The sequence below is a fragment of the Mucilaginibacter sp. 22184 genome (assembly GCF_052045695.1).
In the GTDB taxonomy this organism is placed as follows: domain Bacteria; phylum Bacteroidota; class Bacteroidia; order Sphingobacteriales; family Sphingobacteriaceae; genus Mucilaginibacter.
The window spans coordinates 1-15,029 of the sequence record NZ_JBQEPI010000018.1 but is presented as its reverse complement, the minus strand read 5'-3'; the positions used below and the strand labels follow the sequence as shown (position 1 = coordinate 15,029).

Sequence of the window (15,029 nt, the reverse complement as noted above, 5' to 3'; positions counted from 1 at the left end):
GTTTGATGATGTGCTATTTATTGTAATGCTGTTTGTTGTTCAGGTTAGTTAGCATAACCTGTAAAGATTGATCGTTGTTTTTGATGCTTTCAATAATACCGATATTATTCTTTATAAAGTCCACCAAAATAGGTGTGGGTTCGCCTGTATTTATTCGTTTGTTGGTCTTTGTGTTAGATATCAAAGCCTGGGGCGTACGTATAATTCCCCAGGGAAGCCCCCACCAGCCTAACAACGCTGTTTTTAAAGTCGCCTTCTGATTTGCCCTTTTTAAACAAGTAGGGCAGCCAATTGAAAATGCTTTTTTGTAGTGTGTGAATATAATAGCGCTAATAACAGTAGTGCTTAAAACTGCATTAAGTTGTTGCGATTGATCACCGCAGGTAGGGCAGGCCTGATTACGTACAAGGGCAAGGTAGTTATTTAACTGGCTGTCATCTATATGATTTAGCTGCACATCTATACCCCGGAGAATACCATCATCCAGTCCACGGCCTTTTATTTCGGCTTTTAGTAATTCAAGGGCCTCCGGTCTTAAGCCGGCTGCATCGGTAACTGCCAGACGTATAAGTTTATCGGCGGGTAGGTTCTTATAGGTAATCGCTAATTGTTCTAAGGAGGGTTGCATAAAGTTTAAATGATTTTAAATATAATAAAAGAAAGTGATGCCCAAACACATTTCAACAAAGCGTAATTGCAATAGTCAAATAAATGAATAAAATGCTTTCCACTATAATCCATTTTATGCTGTAAATTAGAGTACGAACGTAACTGCATCAGGATATTGCCTGTAAAAACGCTATGAATGTCTATTTGACCATACCTAAATCTATCCACTGCAAACTTTGCAAGGTATGCGGGGCACGGCCGGTGATCAAGGCTGCCGAGGCGGGCTTGTATGTGGTTAAATGTCCTAATGACGACAGGCATTATCAGACCCGCTCCGGGTTGATCGATATAGAGGACTGGAACCGCAACAATTCTGTGTATTATGTACCCTGTCGTGATTTTAATCCTCAGGTATCCTGCTAAGTAACAATTTGCTGACTTTAGCCGTCACTTCGTTTAAACCTATATCTTTAGGCTCTAAAACCAAAACTTCACATGAACATTTTTCTGAATTTAAGTGGCATTATAGCAGATAGGTTAAAATGGGCAATCTTGCTGGCAACATTTATTTTACCTTGTTTTTGCCAGGCTCAAACCGCAACGGACGCTGCCCCGGTAGTTGACCATATTGCCATTTGCGTACGCGACCTTAAAAAAAGTACCGCCTTTTATACCGAGGTAATGCACCTGCAAAAGGTACCCAATCCTTTTGCCGATACCCTGCACCAATGGTACAGCCTGGGTAATCATGTAAAACTACATGCTATACAAGGTAATTGCAGCTATAAACATGACATCACCGAGCATCTTTGCTTTGCTGTAGGCTCCGTTAAAGAGTTTGCCAAAAAGCTTGATGAGTTACATATTCCTTATGGTAACTGGAAGGGTGATAGCAAGGAACCAACTTTACGGCCTGATGGTGTACTGCAACTTTATTTTCAGGATCCTGACGGATATTGGATAGAGATCAATAGCCCGGCAAAGTCGAAATAGGGATCTTAAAGTTTTTTAAGCTGTTTTTTAAACCAATGCCCCTTCCACAACCAAAAGCCCGACAATACAATTACTGGAAAAAAGATCCATTTAACCGCTGCTGAAGCATGGGGAAGTGAAGCTACAGGACCGTAGATATAACCAACTACCGGAATGCTCAGAATAATATGTATCCACCGGATAACCTTTCGTTCCTGTGCGTTTGTCATGATTGAGTTATTCAGTAGGTAAGTTCCTGGCACTGGATGCCTGCCTTTTGCAAAAGCGTTTCAACGTATTTGGGAGATATGCCGCTGGCTACTATTCGCAATATATTATCACAGTCTTCCAGATCAAAACTCCATTGAGCGATAGCCGGAATTTTGGTAAGCAAGGTACCTACTTTGCTTACCTGTTTTTGTTCCTTAACGCTTGTTGAAAATACCAGTACATCCATCTTTTTTAATTATTGAATTATTGATTTAGTGGATTAGTAAGTGGTGAGTAGTGAATGGATGTAAATTGTTTTCTATCAATTTGAGATCACTCACTACTCACTACTATTCACCATTTACTTCTTTTCCTCTTCAGTTTTAAAGTCGTTCCATTCACTGTCAAATTTTCCAAAGCCCGGGCCGCCGCGATCATTCCAGTTGCACATACGGTCGCGCATTTTGGCTTTGAATTTCTCCTGTTGCTCGGGGCTCATATTTTTAAAGCGTTCGGCCATGCGGGCTTTCATAAATCCGCCACCGCCACCCCAGCCAGGGCGTCCACCTCCTTTGCCAAAGCCAAACAATAGTTTACATAGAATAAATATGCCCATGGCTTGCCAGAAGGTAATAGTACCCAGGTGTAAAATATCGGGTAATAAATTGTTCCACAACTGCATCACTACAAAGCTGATGAGCGACAGGAAGGCGGCGACTGCCAGTGGGATAAATATAAAACGCCCTCTATAAAATACTTTTCTCATTTTCTTAATCTTTAATTTTTTTGTGCGACGGGTATTATACACGTCACCCTTTAATATTCTGTTATTTCTTTATACAACTGTTGTAAGCGTTTACGCAGATGCAGCACCGCGTATCGTTTGCGCGATACCAGGGTTTGCATTTTTTCGCCTGTGATGTCGGCAATTTCCTGGAACGACATGTCGTCCAGTTCGTGCCATACAAATACATCTTTTTGCTCGTTGGGCAGCTCGTTAAGCGCAATAAATAGCTGGTCCCAAAACAGGTTGCGCAGGTATTCCGTTTCGGGGGTGCTGGTTTCGGTGAACAGGATAGCCTTAAAATCGGCTGTGCCCTCTTCATCTTCCTCGCCGCCGGTAAGCATATCATCCAGCAGGGTTTCCGTCTTTTTTTTATGCTTATCGGTTATTTTATTGCGGGCTACCCGGTAAAGCCAGGCGCTGGTTTGTTCAATAGGTTCTGAATTGATCACCGAACTAAACTGGTACCAGACATCCTGCAGAATGTCTTCGGCATCGGCATCGTTCTTTACCCTCCGGCGAATAAAACCCAACAGGCTTTTACCATACGCTTTAATGGTATGTATAATTTGGCTGTTCTTATCGTCGGGCATTATGGCGGTTATCAATTTTTTTCACTCCTTTAAAGATAAAGACGATTGAGTGTTAAAAACATTTTAAATTATTTTTAGGAAAATAAATAGTGGTGCCAAAAAACTTTTTAAACCTTAAATTTTAACAAATTTCTGCTCAAAACGGGGTGAAAAGAGCTTAAAATTGATCAAAAAAACCTCATTTTAACACTTTTTAACAAATTTTAGCGCGTTTTTTGACGTGTTTTTGAAACTTTAAAAAGTATTAGATTATTGATTTTCAAATAACTAAATGAAAAACTATTGATTTTTGGGCTTGTTTTTCCGTTAAATAAACAGCCCGGTTCCTCTTTATTTCGGGAAACCGGGCTGTGGTGTATACAAATATAACGATTTTTTTTGGAGGGATAAAATTGACGTCAAAAGACTTGGCTTATCGTATACTCGCTCTTGGCCGCGGGAGGGCCAGTCACGTTTTTCGTTGTGGTTTGTTTTTTTTGGTACTCAAGAAGGCTTCGCCGTTTGTCGCCACAAGTAACCAAAAAGGCTGTCAGCAGAAATGCTTCTTTGCCGCACATGGCCCTTGCTCTGCAAACCGGGCAGAACCACGGACTGCTAAACCTTACCTCCACTTCGTTCGCTCACATTACCCAGGCTTCGGGTAAGGTTCGCTATGCCCTTGCAACCGCGCCGGGCCACCATTGTTCTGTCCGCTTTCGCCCGAAGCTTATCTGCTGACGGAGAAAATAAAAGAAATCATGTAATCCTTTAATCCGAAAAATCAAGGTTCAGAAATCACTAATTCACTAATTCAATAATTAAAAAAGCGTTAGCCATAGCAGCGGATACCGGCCCATGGCTAAGGCCTGGTGGCGTATGAGCGGATAGCGCGGGCCGAAGGTAACGCCATTATTTGGAGGCGAGAACCAAGAGACAAGAATCAAGACAAAAGCGCAAATGAATCATGGTTAAGACAGATCCATCGCTGCGCTCAGGATGACAAATGCAGATTTTTAGCTCCCTCTCCTTTGGGGAGGGTTGGGGTGAGGCTGTTGTTTAAATTGCAAATTGTGCTTACTTTGAGCCAACCTATGAAAAACTACCCCGCCGTTAAAAAAAACTTACAAATATTACTGCTGCCTGCGCTATTATTTACCGCTACTGTTGCCCGCTCGCAGGAGTTTGGGGGCAATCCGCCATCGATCAAGTGGAAGCAGGTAAATACGCCGGCGGCGCGCATTATTTTCCCGACGGGGATGGATTCGGCGGGGTTGAGGGTGGCTAACATCATACAACAAATGAACGGGCTTATTAAGCCTACCATTGGCGCTAAGCAAAAGCAGGTAAGCATTGTGCTGCAAAACCAAACCACTATTGCCAATGGCTATGTGGGGTTAGCGCCTTTTAGGAGCGAATTTTTTTTAACGCCCGAGCAAAATAGCTTTGATATTGGCAGTTTGCCCTGGGCACAACAGTTGGCCATTCACGAGTTTAGGCACGTGCAGCAGTATAATAATTTTAATGTGGGTGTTTCGCATGTGCTGCATATTCTTTTTGGTGAAGGCGGGCAGGCACTGGGCAACGACCTGAGCGTACCCAACTGGTTTTTTGAGGGTGATGCCGTATTTAACGAAACTCATGTAAGCGGACAGGGCCGTGGGCGGCTGCCCTGGTTTTTTAATGGCTACCGGGCCCTTTGGGCGGCCGACCGTGATTACAGCTTCATGAAGCTGCGTAATGGATCGTACCTTGATTATACGCCCGATCATTACCCACTGGGTTATATGCTGGTATCTTACGGGCGCGAAAAATATGGCGATAACCTCTGGAAAAAGGTAACGCATGATGCCGCAGCTTTTAAAGGAGGATTTTATCCTTTTCAACGGGCCATCAATAAATACACCGGTACTGATTTTAAAACTTTTACCAATAACGGGCTCAATCATTTTAAAGAGGTGTTTAAGGATGATGATAAAACGCCAGCCACCAAAGCCAAACATTTTGATGCCGACAGGGAGTATCCCGCCTATATTAATGATAGTACGCTCATTTACATGAAAAGCCCGTATGATCATATCCCGGCTTTTGTGATCCGTACGGGTAACCGGGAGCGCAAGATCAGCACGCGGTCGTCATCGTTAGATAATTACTTTAATTATCATGACGGCAAGGTGGTTTATGCCACTTACCGCCCGGATGCGCGCTGGGGTTACCGCAATTACAGCGAGTTGATGATCCTGGATATTGCCAGCGGCAAGGAGCATCGCATCACCCGAAAAACAAAATATTTTTCGCCCGCTTTTAGTCCCGATGGTAAACGTATTGTTGTGTCGCAGGTGGCTACTTCGGGGGCAAGCGAGCTGCATTTGTTAAACACCGATGGCGAACTGATCAAAGTATTGCCCAATCCGCAGCATTTGTTTTATACCTACCCGCAATTTTATGGCGATGACAAGCTGATTGCCGCGGTACGTGACCCGCAGGGTAAAATGACGCTGGCGCTAATCGATATCGCCACCGGGAGCGCTAAATTCCTGGTGCCTTTCAGTTATCGCCCTATTGGTTTTACCACGGTTAAAAATGACGATGTATACTTTACCCAAACCGAGGATGTGAACGATCGCCTGTTTGTATTGAAACTAAAGAATAACCAATGCTATGAGTTGCTGCCTACCGGTCATGATACCGGCATAGGTCATTATCAGCCTGCGGTAGGTAATAGCAAACTGGCCTGGGTTGGTTTTACCGCGTTTGGCTACCAGATTAACGAGGTGAACAAAAAGGAACTGAAATGGATTGATGCCGGTCCGCAGTATGTACGTCATTTGCCTGCGATGGGGATTAGCGCGTTGGGCCGCGATTCATCGGCCGATATGCTGGCCGAGGTGGTGGATAAGCCGCTGCCGGTTACACCTTATTCCAAAGGGCATGGTTTGTTTAATTTCCACAGCATCATCCCCAACATCAGCGACCCGAATTATTCCTTCGCTATTACCGGCGAAAACGTGCTGAATACTTTCCAGTCGCAGATATCCTTTGATTATAACCGTAACGAGGGCTATAAGCAATTTGGCTTCGAGGCCATCTATGGCGCTTTATATCCTTATATATCTGCCGGGGTTGATTACACGCTTGATCGCCGTCAGTTTTATAAGGGCAGCTATGTGTACTGGAATGAAACATCCATACATGGTGGGCTCCAAGTTCCGCTCAACTTCAGCGCGGGCAAGCATACTACCGGCCTTACTTTTGGCAGCGACCTGTATTATAACCAAACACGCTTTCAGCAGGGTAATGCCGTTCGGTTCAAGGACAGGGATTATGCTTATCTGAACAATTATATCTCCTTCAGCAACCAGGGTTTGGTGGCCAGGCAAAATATATACCCCATGCTGGCACAAAGCATCAGCCTCAATTATAAAGCCGGGGTATCAGGCGGGGCGGCCACCCAATTGCTGGCGCAGGGTTCGTTCTATTTCCCGGGACTGGCAACCAATCACAGCTTCGTAGTCAATGTAGCGCATCAGCAAAAAGGCAAGAATAACGTGATCGGTTTCTCGAACGATTTCCCATTCAGTAAGGGTTACACTGCCGAAAGCCTGGATGATATGAATAAGGTTGGGCTTAATTACCATTTTCCTTTTGCCTATCCCGACGCTGGTTTTGGCAACATCGTATACCTGCTGCGTTTACGGGGACAGCTGTTTTTTGACTATACCCGGGCCACTTCCGATAACTTTTTTACTAATGGCGCCAGCTTTAAACAAAACTTCCGGTCGACCGGAGCTGGAGTGTTTTTTGATACCAAATTCTTTAATCAGAACAGCATCTCGTTTGGCATCAGGTACAGCAGGTTATTGGATGATGACTTTTTCGGCGGCACGGGCAGGAATAGGATAGAATTGGTTTTACCGGTGACGTTTTTTTAATTAGTGGATTAGTGAGTTAGTGAATTAGTGATTGAGGAAAAGCCAGTGCTTTGTGTGATTCCCCTTTTCGCTACTGCGGGATTAACGTAGTGTATCCCGTGGGATGCATGTTTGAAGCTTTCAGCTTCCTTTGGCCAATCAGCTGAAAGCTGAGCCATGTAACCCACGAGTTGAAAACTCGCGGGAGCGGGGGTTTTTTCGCTTCATGAACACACCCCTGCCATTACACAAACTTACGCGCCCCCTCTCAAGAGGGGAACTGAAAAAAGCATTTTTGGGTTTGAAGAAGAAGCCAGAGCCTGTGCGATTCCTTCCCTTGGGAAGGGGAGGAAGGGGTTTCTTTGCAAGCGGTTAAACCCCTCCCTGCCTTTAGGCTTATGCTGATCGCGCCCTTCCCGTGGGGAAGGAATTGGAAATGCTTCGTTTGATTTCAAAAAAATATAAAAAAGCCATTTCGATAGAGCAGGGACAGGGTTGAGCGTTGTGCGAAAGAGAAATCTTATACGCGATGCAAAGCTTTAACTACAAATTTTATAAAATTTCTCCTCGTTCCTCGTTCGAAATGACAACGGGCTTATGTCTTCCAATGAGCGCAAGGACAGTGATATTTTTATCTTAATTCTTGCCTCTAACCTCATGATTCCATCCCCTCAGCTATTGGCCAGCTCTACCAGTTTTTTTACCCTGTCAACGCTGGTGAGGTCAATGCTGTATTCATCGCCGGGTTCGTTGCTCATCAGGATATGGTCGTTTTTGTATTGCATTTTGCTTTGTACGCTGGTGCGTGCCGATGAATGTACTTCGGTTACGCCGGTAAAGTGTACCAGATCGGCCACGTTGGCCTCGCTTACACCGCTGCCCGGCATAATGCTGATACGACCCGCCGCTTTTTGTACCAGGTGATTGATCACCGTAGCGCCCTCCATGGCGGTGCTTTTACCGCCCGAAGTAAGGATGCGTTCGCAGCCCATTTCGATGATCTCTTCAAGTGCTTTATCCAGGTTGGCGCACATATCAAAAGCACGGTGAAAGGTAACACCTAAGCCCCATTGGCGTGCCAGGCGTACCATTTCCAGGCAGCGTTCGGTATCGATAGAGCCGTCGGCATTCAGTATGCCGATCACTACGCCATCGCAGCCTGCGTCGATACAATACCGGATATCGGCCATCATGATCTGATATTCCAGGTCGGAATACAGAAAATCGCCGCCCCGCGGCCGGATCAATACATATAATTTAATGTGCAGTAAGCTGCGGGCCATTAGTATTTGCCCATGCGAGGGAGTGGTACCACCTTCTTTTAAATTTTCGCAAAGCTCTACCCGCACAGCGCCGCCCTCCTGGGCTGCCAGTGCCGATGTTACCGAATTAGCGCAAACTTCAAGAGTAACGGGTTTAATCATAGTTGGTTAAGATTATCGTTAGTCGTGTATTATAGTCCATAGTTGATGGTTCATAGATCATGGTTCATAGTACCTGGAGTACCCCTGACCGGCTTAAATTTACTATGATCCATGAACTACGGATAAATTTCCTACCATGAACCATGAACTATGAACCATGAACTATCAAATCAATAAAAGCTCTTTCCTTTAATCAGCAAATCCTGTTGCTGCGCGTTGCAAACCGCGAAGGAAAAGCCGCTTTGTATGGCGTATGCACCGTATTCGCCTTTTTTGTTGATAGCTAAAAAGCCTACCTGGATCTGCTTGGCGGTTTCGGGTTTCTTTTTGATGATGCGTTTAACGGCCTCTTTACAGGCATCCTCGGGCGAATAGCCCTGGCGCATCAGCTCCACCACTAAAAAGCTACCCACATTGCGGATCACCTCTTCGCCTACACCGGTTGAGGTGGCGCCGCCTACTTCATTATCTACATATAAACCCGCGCCAATGATGGGACTATCGCCCACACGGCCATGCAGTTTAAAGGCCATGCCGCTGGTGGTACATCCGCCAGATATATTGCCCTTGGCATCAATAGCCAGCATGCCGATGGTATCGTGATTGTATTTATCGCCCGGTTTTTTACCGTTCTCGATATTCATTACCGGACTGTATTTGGCTGTTTTAAGCCATTCTTTCCAGATCTTTTCAGACTCCGGCGTCAATAGTTTTTCTTTTTTCATGCCCTGCTCCACCGCAAATTGGGTGGCACCTTCGCCTACAAGCATCACGTGAGGGGTTTTTTCCATCACCAAACGGGCTACCGAAATTGGGTGGGCTATGTTTTCCATAGCGGCTACCGAACCGCAATTGCCGTTCTCGTCCATAATGCAGGAATCCAGCGTTACATGGCCATCGCGATCGGGCAAACCCGTACGACCAACCGTATGGTTGGTAATATCCTGTTCTTCGGGGATGCGTGCACCGGCCTCAATGGCATCCAGCGCGCGACCGCCGGCCGAAAGCACTTTCCAGGCCCCTTTATTGGCGATGATACCAAAATCCCAGGTAGATATTACCACGGGTAAACTGGTATCGGTGGTTGACGAAATGGCTTTAGCTACAGCGGAGTTGGATAATGCGGCAAGCGAAGCGCCCGCGGCCGACATTTTGATAAACTTACGACGGTTGTACATGCTGCTAATATATAAAAAACTTGGGTACGTGTGGAGAGTGGGAGCGAGTGCGGGAGTGAGGTGTGGGAGCCGGGGATCGAGGATCGAGGTGCGGGAGCCGGATGCGGAGATCGAGAGTGAAGTGTGAGAGCGGGAGGCTGATTCGAGGATCGGGGTGCGAGAGTCGGGTGTGGGATTGGGGATCGTGATCGTGTTGCGCGGATCGGGTGCGGAAGTTATATTCCAGATAAGAGTATTATAGCCCTAATCTGTCACCATTCATACACACCTACCCCCCATGCTCTCGCACCCGCACCCCGATCCAGCCCCTATTCAAAATCCTGCTGGCAATTAAAACAATGCCAGGCTTTGGTATTATAAAATGGAAAAACAGCAGAAAGGAAAGTAGAAAACTTACCCGGATCTGCCGGGCCGATGTTTGTTGAGGCACAAAACGGGCAGATGATCATGTTATTGGTTTCTTCATCAATTTCTATATGGTCCTGGTCATGCAGATCACCTTCGGTGGCCAGGATCTCGCGGCAGCGCTCCAGGTCGCGTTCAAAAACCTTAAGCTTTACGCCGCCAATAGCCTGGTTATAAAAAGGATTGGCACCTATGGTATTTTCGTCGGCAATAAAGCAGGGGATACCATTATCTTCCAGCTTGGTGCGCATAAGGTGTGCCAGCATTACATCGTAATAGGTTTCGAGGGTTATGATCTTATCATCTGTAGGGTTGGCCATGGTTTTAAAATAGATATAAGAATCAAGATATAAGAATCAAGAAAAAAACTAAGGATGATTGCTTCTTTTGGTTCGATCTTGACTCTTGATTCTTATATCTTGATTCTTTTAGTGAATTATTCTATCAAAGGTAGCTTGTTTTTTGCTTAATTTGAAGTTATGAACCGCATCGACCGTATTTCGGCTATTTTAATACAGCTCCAATCGCGCAGGGTAGTAAAAGCTTCTGATATTGCCGAGCGCTTTAATATCAGCCTGCGTACGGTTTACCGCGATGTGAAAACGCTGGAAGAAGCGGGCATCCCGCTCATGGGAGAGGCCGGTGTGGGATATTCCATTATGGATGGCTACCGCTTGCCTCCCGTAATGTTTACCCGCGAGGAAGCCACCGCCTTTTTAACCGCCGAAAAGTTTGTGGAGAAGATGACGGATACCAGCACCATGAAGCATCATCAGTCGGCCATGTATAAGGTACGGGCTATTCTGAAAACGGCTGAAAAGGATATGCTCGAAAACCTGGATGGCAGCATAGAGGTTTTGAAAAACAAGTACCACAAGCCCTCGGCCAATACTGATCATATCCAGACCATACTGGATAGCATCGCGCAAAAAAAACTGCTCACGCTCGACTATTTTGCTGCACATAGCCAGGAGGCCACCAAAAGAAATGTAGAGCCGGTAGGTATTTTTTTTGCGGATGGTTTCTGGCACCTGATCGCCTTTTGCCGCTTACGTGATGATTACCGCGATTTCCGGGTCGACAGGATGCGCAAGGCGGTGATAGCCGATGCCTTTTACAACCATAGCAAGCATCCTACCCTGAAAGCCTATATTGAACAAACGGCCAAAGAAAAGCAACTGGAAACGGTGCTGATCCGGGTAGATAAAGAGATAGCCCGCCATCTGGATTACCAAAAATATTACAGCGGTTTTGTATCCGATAAAGTGGTAGGCAATAAGATCGAGATGACTTTCCTGACGCGGTCTATCGAGGGCTTTGCCCGTTGGTTTATGATGTATGGCGATTGTGCCGAAATTGTAAAACCCCAGGAACTCATTGATCAGGTTAAAACCATAGCCGCGGCCATTGTTCAAAAAAATAATTAAACGTTAACTTTTCCTGTTGACATAAGGTTGTCATTCCCCCGTATTTACTTTGCCTAACCATCAGGTTAAAGTCGTTAGTCGAAAGTCTTAAATTCTGAGTTGAAAAAGAGAACAGATCTTGTGACGTCAAGGCTTTACTTGGCTTTATGGTCGTGTTTTTGTGGTTTTTTACAAAGGCATGAAATCACTAATTCGCTAAATCATTAATTCACTAATTATGAAGTACTGGATAACTGTAGCATCAAAAGATCATATAGCCCGTGGCATAGCCGGCGGATTTATGCAGGCCAATCATGGTAAGCAGGCTGCACTAAAAAGGGTACATGCCGGTGATTGGGTGTTATTTTATTCGCCTAAACAAACCATGAACGGTACCGAGCCTTGCAAGGCTTTTACAGCTATCGGGCAGGCCGCTGACGAGGAGATCTATCAGCATAAAATGTTTGATGATTTTATACCCTGGCGCCGCAATATCAGGTTTTATGAAAGCACCGAGGCGCCCATCATCCCGCTGGTTGATGAGCTTAATTTTATCATCAACAAAAAATCATGGGGTTACCCCTTTCGTTTTGGTTTCCTGGAAATAGGCGAACATGATTTTGAACTGATCAAAAAGCAAATGATAAAGACCGCCATCTCTGAAAGAGAGGTGATATAAACCATTAAAAACTCACATCATGAAGAATTTAACATTAAGCATCGAGCTAACATTTAAAGCGCCTATGGCCAAAGTATGGCAGGGGCTTACCGATCCGGAAATGGTAAAAGAATACTTTTTTGGCACCAAACTGGAATCGAGCTGGAGGGTAGGGGAGCCTATTGTATTCAGCGGCGAATGGGATGGCAAGGCCTACCGCGATCACGGTACCATACTGGAGATAGACCCGGGCAGATATGTGAAATATAATTACTGGAGCAGCATGGGCGGCACCGAAGATAAACCCGAAAATTATGCCGATATTACCTACAGCCTGAGTGAAAAAGATGGTGTAACCACCCTCGCCATCACCCAGGATAATATCAAAGACGAAGCCGCCAAAGAGCATTCGGCGCAAAATTGGAAAGGTGTTTTTGACGGATTACGCAAAATGATCGAGTAATTATTTATTAAATAAATAATTTATATAAACGTTATAAAAATTTGGTATAAAATTAATTATATACCGGTATAACAAATAGTGATAATTAGAATTATGGACAAGATAGATGTGATTGGGTTCTTTTTGCTGGGAATTTCCACACGTACAACCAATCAGGGCGGACAGGCGGCTAAAGACATTGGCGACCTCTGGTGCCGCTTTATGGACGATAACATTTTACCACAGATCAAAGACCGGGTAAGCGACGAGGTGCATTGTATTTACACAGATTACGAAACAGACCATACCGGGCCGTATACCGCGGTACTGGGCTGCAAGGTAAATTCGCTGGATAATGTTCCGGAGGGATTGGTAAGTCTGGCGGTAGCCCCCGGTACCTATGTGAAATTCACGGCTAAAAGCTGGTTGCCCAATCGCGTAGCCGAAACCTGGCAATACATCTGGAACAAACCGCTTAACCGTAAGTACACCGCCGATTTTGACGTATACGGTTGCAGTGGCTGCAACCAGGAAGATGCACGGGTTGAGATCTATGTAGCGGTGGAGTAGGTAACCTGAACCCGGAATTTACCTCAACGCGTCATTGCGAACGGAGTGTGGCAATCCCCGATTTGCAGAGCCTCTCTGTAAGTAGGGGATTGCACGTCGTTCCTCCTCGCAATGACGGATTTTGTATTTTATTTCCTATTTCCTCTACAGAAAGTTCTGTATTTGAAAAATATAAATTTTATTAATAATTAAAATTCAAACGTTTACCAGCTTTACCTTCAGTTAAGCTTCCATTGCTGTAAGCTATATTGCCCGATACCAAAGTATAGGCAATTTGCGAGCGAAAGGTGGTTCCTTCAAAAGGGCTCCAGCCACAATGGTATAAGATATTGCTTTTGTTCACGTTCCAGGGTTTATTCAAATTCAACAGTACCAGGTCGGCCCAGTAGCCTTCGCGGATGAAGCCGCGCTTATCAATCCGGAAAAGGGTAGCCACGTTATGCGCCATTTTTTCGGCTATCTGTTCCAGGCTTATTTTATCATGATGATACAGCTCCAGCATGGCGGGTAAGGCATGTTGAACCAGTGGCCCGCCGGATGGTGCCTGCAGATAGGGCTGCTCCTTTTCTTCCAGCGTATGCGGGGCATGGTCGGTAGCGATCACATCTATGCGACCGTCGAGCACGGCTTCTAAAACAGCATCACGATCCTGGGCTGTTTTTACAGCCGGGTTCCACTTAATAAAGTTGCCTTTGGTATCATAATCAGCATCGCTAAACCACAGGTGATGTATGCAGGCTTCGGCGGTAATGCGTTTATCTTTCAGCGGGATTTTATTGGTGAAAAGATGCGTTTCCAGCGCGGTGGAAATATGCAGGATGTGCAGCCTGGTGTTATGCTTCTTGGCCAGCTCCACCGCCAGTGATGACGATAAGTAGCAAGCCTCGGCGCTCCTGATCTTGGGGTGCAGCTTCACCGGCAGGTTATCGCCCAGCAGCTGTTTGTAATGGTTGAGGTTGCTTTTGATGGTGGCCTCATCCTCACAATGCACGGCTATCAGCATGGGCGATTGCGCAAACAGGTTATCCAGCGTACGCGGATTATCCACCAGCATATTCCCGGTTGATGAACCCATGAATACTTTCACCCCACACACATTGGCCGCGTCGGTACGCAGTACTTCGTCGAGGTTATCGTTGGATGCACCCATAAAAAATGAGTAGTTAGCCAGCGAGTTGCGCGAAGCTATCTCATATTTATCTTCCAGTAAAGTTTGTGTTAAGGTGTTGGGTACGGTGTTAGGCATTTCCATAAAGGAGGTGATACCCCCGGCTACTGCCGCGCGCGACTCTGAATAAATATTGGCCTTGTGTGTTAAGCCCGGCTCGCGAAAGTGCACCTGGTCGTCGATACAACCGGGTAGCAGGTGCAGCCCCTCGGCATTGATCACCTCATCGGCAGGAGTATCAATGTTTGAATCTATCCGTTCAATAAAACCATCTTTTACCAGGATATCAGTTACATATTGCCGGCCTTCGTTTACTACAGTTGCTGATTTGATGAGGATTGTTGACATGTTTTATATTTCGGATTTGGATGTTCGAATTCGGATTTATTGTGCGGCAAATTTAGGATATAAATGTGAAAGTTGGTTTGGGATTGAAAGCCTACCTGGTTTGCATAGCGCATAATCGACTCACCTGTCATCGCTTCGCTCGACATCCCTCTCTTCACCTGCGGCGTAAAGAGGGGGCAGAAATTTTCTACGAGCGTCATTGCGAGGAGGAACGACGTGGCAATCCCCTACTTACAGAGCGGCCCTGCTACTCGGCGATTGCCACACTGCGTTCGCAATGACGCGTGGAGAGAAGGAGCCGCAGTCGAAGAGAGGGATGCCGGGGGCGAAAATTATCTACGAGCGTCATTGCGAGGAGGAACGACGTGGCAATCC

The 15,029-nt window shown here is 45.7% G+C and carries 16 protein-coding genes; 7 read left to right on the top strand and 9 right to left on the bottom strand.

From position 1 onward, the window contains the following. Positions 1–13 precede the first annotated feature (13 nt). Positions 14–628 (bottom strand): hypothetical protein, encoded by a 615-nt coding sequence (locus ACTJKG_RS27285; RefSeq protein WP_440740987.1) that lies wholly within the window; start codon positions 626–628, stop codon positions 14–16. A gap of 173 nt (positions 629–801) precedes the next feature. Here ACTJKG_RS27285 and ACTJKG_RS27280 point away from each other — a divergent pair, with 173 nt between their 5' ends. After that, positions 802–1,032, top strand: coding sequence for a hypothetical protein (locus tag ACTJKG_RS27280; protein WP_172336656.1), 231 nt, complete (start codon positions 802–804; stop codon positions 1,030–1,032). 72 nt (positions 1,033–1,104) lie between these two features. After that, the gene (locus tag ACTJKG_RS27275; RefSeq protein WP_172336657.1) at positions 1,105–1,602 is read left to right on the top strand and encodes a VOC family protein; all 498 of its coding nucleotides are present in this window, start codon (positions 1,105–1,107) and stop codon (positions 1,600–1,602) included. Positions 1,603–1,607: 5 nt separating this feature from the next. On the opposite strand, the gene ACTJKG_RS27270 is transcribed toward ACTJKG_RS27275, so the two are convergent. The 4 genes from ACTJKG_RS27270 to ACTJKG_RS27255 form a co-directional block, all read right to left on the bottom strand. Then, complete coding sequence (locus ACTJKG_RS27270) at positions 1,608–1,811, bottom strand: hypothetical protein (protein WP_172336658.1); 204 nt, start codon at positions 1,809–1,811, stop codon at positions 1,608–1,610. 11 nt (positions 1,812–1,822) lie between these two features. After that, complete coding sequence (locus ACTJKG_RS27265) at positions 1,823–2,038, bottom strand: hypothetical protein (protein WP_440740986.1); 216 nt, start codon at positions 2,036–2,038, stop codon at positions 1,823–1,825. Between the two features lie 114 nt (positions 2,039–2,152). Then, entirely contained in the window at positions 2,153–2,557 is a 405-nt protein-coding gene (locus ACTJKG_RS27260) for a hypothetical protein (protein WP_440740985.1), read from the bottom strand. A gap of 50 nt (positions 2,558–2,607) precedes the next feature. Continuing rightward, positions 2,608–3,183 (bottom strand): RNA polymerase sigma factor, encoded by a 576-nt coding sequence (locus ACTJKG_RS27255; RefSeq protein ID WP_440740984.1) that lies wholly within the window; start codon positions 3,181–3,183, stop codon positions 2,608–2,610. Positions 3,184–4,238: 1,055 nt separating this feature from the next. Between ACTJKG_RS27255 and ACTJKG_RS27250 the strand changes: the two genes are divergently transcribed. Continuing rightward, a complete protein-coding gene (locus ACTJKG_RS27250; protein WP_440740983.1) occupies positions 4,239–7,076 on the top strand; it encodes a TolB family protein in 2,838 nt (945 codons plus the stop codon). 650 nt (positions 7,077–7,726) lie between these two features. On the opposite strand, the gene ACTJKG_RS27245 is transcribed toward ACTJKG_RS27250, so the two are convergent. From ACTJKG_RS27245 to ACTJKG_RS27235, 3 genes are all read right to left on the bottom strand, one after another. Further along, on the bottom strand, positions 7,727–8,479 hold the full coding sequence (locus ACTJKG_RS27245; RefSeq protein ID WP_172336663.1) for a copper homeostasis protein CutC: 753 nt from the start codon (positions 8,477–8,479) through the stop codon (positions 7,727–7,729). Between the two features lie 170 nt (positions 8,480–8,649). Then, on the bottom strand, positions 8,650–9,657 hold the full coding sequence (locus ACTJKG_RS27240; RefSeq protein ID WP_172336664.1) for a N(4)-(beta-N-acetylglucosaminyl)-L-asparaginase: 1,008 nt from the start codon (positions 9,655–9,657) through the stop codon (positions 8,650–8,652). A 308-nt stretch (positions 9,658–9,965) separates the two neighbouring features. After that, the gene (locus ACTJKG_RS27235) at positions 9,966–10,382 is read right to left on the bottom strand and encodes a putative signal transducing protein (protein ID WP_172336665.1); all 417 of its coding nucleotides are present in this window, start codon (positions 10,380–10,382) and stop codon (positions 9,966–9,968) included. A gap of 159 nt (positions 10,383–10,541) precedes the next feature. Between ACTJKG_RS27235 and ACTJKG_RS27230 the strand changes: the two genes are divergently transcribed. The 4 genes from ACTJKG_RS27230 to ACTJKG_RS27215 all read left to right on the top strand — a co-directional run bounded on the left by ACTJKG_RS27230 (position 10,542) and on the right by ACTJKG_RS27215 (position 13,138). After that, entirely contained in the window at positions 10,542–11,489 is a 948-nt protein-coding gene (locus tag ACTJKG_RS27230; RefSeq protein ID WP_172336666.1) for a helix-turn-helix transcriptional regulator, read from the top strand. A gap of 217 nt (positions 11,490–11,706) precedes the next feature. Then, positions 11,707–12,147 (top strand): EVE domain-containing protein, encoded by a 441-nt coding sequence (locus tag ACTJKG_RS27225; protein WP_440740982.1) that lies wholly within the window; start codon positions 11,707–11,709, stop codon positions 12,145–12,147. A 19-nt stretch (positions 12,148–12,166) separates the two neighbouring features. After that, a complete protein-coding gene (locus ACTJKG_RS27220; protein WP_172336668.1) occupies positions 12,167–12,589 on the top strand; it encodes an SRPBCC family protein in 423 nt (140 codons plus the stop codon). A gap of 93 nt (positions 12,590–12,682) precedes the next feature. Then, positions 12,683–13,138 (top strand): GyrI-like domain-containing protein, encoded by a 456-nt coding sequence (locus ACTJKG_RS27215; protein WP_172336669.1) that lies wholly within the window; start codon positions 12,683–12,685, stop codon positions 13,136–13,138. A 181-nt stretch (positions 13,139–13,319) separates the two neighbouring features. On the opposite strand, the gene ACTJKG_RS27210 is transcribed toward ACTJKG_RS27215, so the two are convergent. Further along, positions 13,320–14,654 (bottom strand): dihydroorotase, encoded by a 1,335-nt coding sequence (locus ACTJKG_RS27210; protein WP_172336670.1) that lies wholly within the window; start codon positions 14,652–14,654, stop codon positions 13,320–13,322. Positions 14,655–15,029: the final 375 nt, after the last annotated feature.